Source organism: Leptolyngbya sp. FACHB-36, from assembly GCF_014695955.1.
In the GTDB taxonomy this organism is placed as follows: domain Bacteria; phylum Cyanobacteriota; class Cyanobacteriia; order Leptolyngbyales; family Leptolyngbyaceae; genus FACHB-36.
Window position 1 is genome coordinate 1 of sequence record NZ_JACJPG010000435.1, and the last position, 5,087, is coordinate 5,087.

Annotated in this window: 6 protein-coding genes; 3 read left to right on the plus strand and 3 right to left on the minus strand. The window is 53.8% G+C overall.

Annotation, left to right across the window (positions count from 1 at the left end; translation table 11 throughout):
- A partial coding sequence (locus tag H6F43_RS12175; protein ID WP_242025550.1) for a glutamate synthase-related protein occupies positions 1-1,365 on the plus strand: 1,365 nt, incomplete at its 5' end.
- Positions 1,366-1,397: 32 nt separating this feature from the next.
- Here H6F43_RS12175 and H6F43_RS12180 read toward each other — a convergent pair.
- From H6F43_RS12180 to tatC, 3 genes are all read right to left on the minus strand, one after another.
- Positions 1,398-1,595 carry a hypothetical protein gene (locus H6F43_RS12180; protein WP_190343029.1) on the minus strand — a complete coding sequence of 66 codons (198 nt, stop codon included), beginning with the start codon at positions 1,593-1,595 and terminating at the stop codon, positions 1,398-1,400.
- 157 nt (positions 1,596-1,752) lie between these two features.
- Positions 1,753-2,394, minus strand: a complete 642-nt coding sequence (locus H6F43_RS12190) for a triacylglycerol lipase (RefSeq protein ID WP_190343024.1) — start codon at positions 2,392-2,394, stop codon at positions 1,753-1,755.
- A gap of 108 nt (positions 2,395-2,502) precedes the next feature.
- Complete coding sequence (tatC, locus tag H6F43_RS12195) at positions 2,503-3,321, minus strand: twin-arginine translocase subunit TatC (RefSeq protein WP_190343025.1); 819 nt, start codon at positions 3,319-3,321, stop codon at positions 2,503-2,505.
- A 178-nt stretch (positions 3,322-3,499) separates the two neighbouring features.
- On the opposite strand from tatC, the gene H6F43_RS12200 reads away from it, so the two are divergent.
- Together H6F43_RS12200 and H6F43_RS12205 are read left to right on the plus strand one after the other, a co-directional pair.
- On the plus strand, positions 3,500-4,303 hold the full coding sequence (locus H6F43_RS12200; RefSeq protein ID WP_190343026.1) for a hypothetical protein: 804 nt from the start codon (positions 3,500-3,502) through the stop codon (positions 4,301-4,303).
- A 266-nt stretch (positions 4,304-4,569) separates the two neighbouring features.
- Positions 4,570-5,087, plus strand: a 518-nt coding sequence (locus H6F43_RS12205) for a superoxide dismutase (RefSeq protein ID WP_190343027.1), incomplete at its 3' end; no start/stop codon positions are given.

Sequence of the window (5,087 nt, forward strand, 5' to 3'; positions counted from 1 at the left end):
GGAGCCTCACCATTGAGCTCGATTAAGCACGCGGGCAGCCCGTGGGAACTGGGCTTGACCGAAGTGCACCGCGTTCTAATGAACAACCGCCTGCGCGATCGTGTGGTTCTGCGGGTGGATGGCGGCATCAAGACCGGATGGGATGTGGTGATGGCAGCGCTGATGGGCGCGGAAGAGTACGGCTTCGGCTCGATCGCCATGATCGCAGAAGGCTGCATTATGGCGCGGATCTGCCACACGAACAACTGCCCCGTTGGCGTTGCTAGCCAAAAAGAGGAACTGCGCAAGCGGTTCACGGGCATCCCCGAACACGTGGTGAACTTCTTCTTCTTTATTGCCGAAGAAGCTCGATCGCTGATGGCGCGGCTCGGCTACCGATCGCTCAATGAGATCATCGGACGTGCAGATTTACTGAAAGTGCGTGAGTCGGTATCGCTGACCAAAACGCAGTCGCTGAATCTGGACTGTTTGACTCAGCTTCCGGACACCCGCGACGATCGCTCGTGGCTGAACCACGAACCCGTTCACAGCAACGGCTATGTGCTCGATGACGAGTTACTCAGCGACTCCGAGATTCAGGCAGCAATTCAAAGCCAGAGCAGCGTCAGCAAAACGGTGCAGGTAGTCAACACCGACCGGACGATCGGCGCACGGCTAGCGGGGGCAATCGCGAAGCAGTACGGCAACAACGGCTTTGGTGGGCACATTACCCTAAACGTTGAAGGAGCGGTTGGTCAAAGCTTTGGAGCCTTCAACCTTCCTGGCGTTACCCTGAATCTGGAAGGCGAAGCGAACGATTACGTCGGCAAGGGAATGCACGGCGGCGAAATTATCATTAAGCCGTATGCCGCTGCGACGTACAACCCAGCGGAGAACGTAATTGTCGGCAATACGTGCCTCTACGGGGCTACGGGCGGCGTTTTGCTTGCCAACGGGCAGGCAGGCGAACGCTTTGCTGTACGGAACTCCAGCGCTAAGGCAGTCGTGGAAGGCGCAGGCGATCACTGCTGCGAGTACATGACAGGCGGCGTCGTGGTGGTGTTGGGCAAAACGGGTCGCAACGTTGGCGCAGGCATGACGGGCGGCTTAGCGTACTTCCTCGATGAGGACGGCAGCTTCCCCGCCAAGGTCAATCCAGAAATTGTCAAAATCCAGCGGGTAATCACTCCGGCGGGTGAGCAGCAATTGAAGGAACTGATCGAGACGCACGCCGATCGCACGGGTAGCCAAAAGGCGAAGACCATTTTGGCGAACTGGTCTGAGTACCTACCGAAGTTCTGGCAGGCGGTGCCACCATCGGAAAAAGATGCGCCGGAAGCGAGTACAGACACGGCGGCTTCTAAAGTGCCAGCGTCAGCACAGTAGGCGCTAGAGAAATGCCAGAGAGGGCGATTGACTCAGCGATCGTCCTCTGCCAAGCCCTCGGCATCGAATACTACAATCACCGTTGCTGTGGGATCAAGTCGGCGCAGCGCGACTGCATATCCATCAGCGCCGGATTCTTTAACGAATCGGGCAACGGTGACGCGCTGCATGTTGGGCAATAGACGTTTCTCGCTTAAAGAATCAGGACACGCTTCCTCATGTTGGAGCACGAACGCTAGATGCAATCTGCTGGTATTTGGACTGTACACCTGCGGATTTAATCGAGTACGTTCGAGATGTTCCGCTAAAGCAAGGTGAGCCAGAGGATGAGAAGTCGCTGTGAGGAAGCGATGCACTTCGAGACCATCTCAAGAGCTACGTAGTGGCTCAGCTACGTAATGGCTCAGTCAGTGCTGTAGTAACTGCCTTAAGGCTTTGAGCGTCCGAAATCATGTAGTGATGGGCAGGCACCCAGACGCGCATCTCCCGACCAACAGGTAGCTGAGAACTATTGGCAGGTACGATCATCGCGTCAAACGGCGTCCAGATCGATGTGAAGTTGAGACGATCGAGCATCGCCACGTCCTGATTCAAATCCTGCAAAAACGCACTGTTTGGGCGCATCTGTAAGCAGCCTGACCGAAACGATCCATAAGCCACCCATGTGCCATTGTGTGGCGATGACAGCGTAATCAACCGTTGAACATGATCGATCCCACCCAACCGCTGCACATAGTAGCGGCTGACTAACCCACCCATGCTGAAGCCCACCAGATCGATCGGCGCATCAGGCGCGAAGGTGCGATCGATAAACTCTGCGACCTGTTCTGCTAAATACTCCAGCCTGCCGTCGCCGTTATTAGGCGTTAAATCTAAGTCGTATACCGTCCAGCCCAACCGGCTCAGATATAGCGACATCGGCAGAAAAATTTTCCCCGTGTCCCAGATGCCATGGACCATCACCACCGGATTGCGCGAAGAGAGCGGAGTGTGAGGAGTCAGGACTGAGGCATCAATATTCTCATTCATACGCCGATAGATCATTCAGCAGAGCTACTTTGAGTCTAAAAGGCAAAGTAGGAGATGAGCGATCGCCCTAGGACACCCCCAAAAATGGAATACTCCACTCTTTACTCCTCACTTCCCCAGCAGCTTTACCAAGCCAGCTCCGCCAAAGTACAGCCCAACCACCGCGCCTCCTAGCAAACTCTGCGTTAGCGGATCGGTAGACGGCGTTAGAACAGCTCCCAAAACAGCCGCGCCAATCAGCACATAGCGCCAGCCTGACAGCATTTGCTTCGACGAGACAATTCCCAGCAAACCCAAAAGCGCCTGAACAATCGGAATCTGAAACGCCAGCCCAGTGCTAAACATCAGCAGCAGAACAAACTCAAAATAGCGATCGATCGACCAAAGCTGCTCGACGACATCTGCACCGTAGGAGATAAAAAAGTTCAGCGCCGCTGGAATTAGCGCGATGTAGGCAAACGCCAGTCCTGCAACGAATAAAATGCTAGAGCCAAAGACGATCGGTCCTAGCAGTCGCCGTTCGCGCCGAGTCAACCCGGGCAGCACGAAGGCAATGATCTGGTAAAGGATGACGGGACTGGCAACCAAAATGCCACTGTACGCCGCTACTTTCATTGATACGAAAAAATATTCGCCCGGTGCCAATTGCAAAAACTTGACGCCCTGCGCTGGAACTTCCAGCAGTTGCACAATCCGCTTAACGACTGTGAAACAGCCAATGATCCCAATGACGACAGCAATTAGCGCGTAGAAGATTCGCTGCCGCAGTTCTTCTAAATGGTCAAACAGTGACATCTCGATTTCGTCGGGCAGGTTGTCCTCGTCGTCGAGGTCTGCTGTATCGTTGACGCTCAGTTCAGCTTCGCTGTCTGCGCCAAGGGTAATGTCCTGCTGAGGTGCTGTTTCTAAGTCCGAAGAAGCAGTCATGGGTCGGGCTGGTGTCCGAAGGTTTTTTACATTGTATCTGGGTCAGTGGATGGTGGGGACGAGGAGTGAGCAGAAAGAGTACCCCGAGGGGTACCGGGTTAAGTGGGGAATGACGATCACAGCGGTTGTTGTCTTGTTCATCAAGCTCCGTGCAATCTACGTCTCCACTGAAGGTGTTATGTCAAATTCGTACTCAGTCAGCTATTTGCTCAAGATTACTCACGATACGGTGCTCAAACTTTCGACCAAGCAAGCGCAGGATGTGTCCGCTGATCAGACGTGCCCAATCAAGCAAGGCGCAGAGTACCCGATCGTAAGCTGGGCAACCGAAGCCCACGGGCATGTACGAGTCGCATTTGGGCTGGGCAAAGACGGCAAACAAATCACATTTCCCGGACCAGACGGACGATCGCTCAACACTTGGATCTTGTTCAAAGAGCACTGCGAGATCTTCAAGAACGGCAAATTGCTGAACCCGCCTCGTCCTCCAGAGCCGCCTGCCTCAGATAGCTATGCTCTGCTGCTGCGACCAACCGGTGAGCGCGATGACGATGGCTGCCTGACGTTCACGCTAGCGTGGACTAAGAATGGCAAGTCTGTCGATCGAATGACGGTTCTGTCGGGTGCGCCTGGGACAGACATTATCTACCCCACTCAGGACTACGCTGGCTCTCTACGACCGCTGCCAGAAGGCGTTTACGACCTCGGTCCGGTAGAGCGCGGCTGGTTTGCGCCTGCAATTGGCAACATTCTTGTTACCTTGACGGTGCAGCCAGCCTATAGAGTCAATAATCGCGACCACTTTTTGATCCATGAGGACGCCAATCGATCGATCGCTCCCGGAACCGCAGGCTGCATCTCGCCGTACAGTGCCACCGACATGGAACGAGTTGTTAGCTGGCTAAATGCTCAAAGTCGTCCCCGCTACTTAGTTGCTGACTATGGACTGGGCTTTTTGAGAAAGCGCGGCTACGTCGCTTAACCGCCCAAATTTACTGAATCGACTGAACCTATAAAGACTTAGCGAGGGAAGCAGTTCGCTTTTCCCTCGTTTTTTTATGTAAATGTCAAGATTACCTATTGAAAAACAAAATCATAATGACTACACTTTCAATTAGAAAGTCGTAACGAGTCCGCGTTAAGCAGCAGTCCACCTCTCTTCGCTAATGAGCTTCTCGCACTAAACGACAACACGGACTCTACGAACCCATTACAAGATTTGATTCAAGTTTTAGGAGACGCATCACAATGGCTTACGAACTCGCTCCGCTTCCGTACGACTATGCAGCGCTGGAACCATACATCGATACGCAAACCATGCAGTTGCACCATGACTTCCACCACCAGGCGTACGTCAACAATTTGAATGCGGCTCTAGAGAAACACCCTGAGTTCCAAAACAAAACCGTTGAAGAAGTGGTTCGCGACCTGAACCAAGTTCCCGAAGATGTTCGCACGGCAGTTCGCAACAATGCAGGTGGGCACGTTAACCACACGATGTTCTGGCAGATCATGGCTCCCAACGCAGGTGGTGAACCCACTGGGGCGATCGCCGAAGCCATCAGCGACACCTTTGGCAACTTCGACACCTTCAAGCAGCAGTTTAACGACGCTGGCACAAAGCGCTTTGGCAGCGGCTGGGCGTGGCTAGTGTTTGGGAATGATGGCAAGCTACAAATTCTCAGCACGCCGAACCAAGACAGCCCCCTCACCGATGGACTATTCCCAATTTTGGGCAACGATGTGTGGGAGCACGCCTACTATCT

Coding starts and splice junctions, on each gene's coding strand:
- H6F43_RS12190 (WP_190343024.1), bottom strand. CDS start 2,394: ATGAATGAGAATATTGATGCCTCAGTCCTGACTCCTCACACTCCGCTC.
- tatC (WP_190343025.1), bottom strand. CDS start 3,321: ATGACTGCTTCTTCGGACTTAGAAACAGCACCTCAGCAGGACATTACC.
- H6F43_RS12200 (WP_190343026.1), top strand. CDS start 3,500: ATGTCAAATTCGTACTCAGTCAGCTATTTGCTCAAGATTACTCACGAT.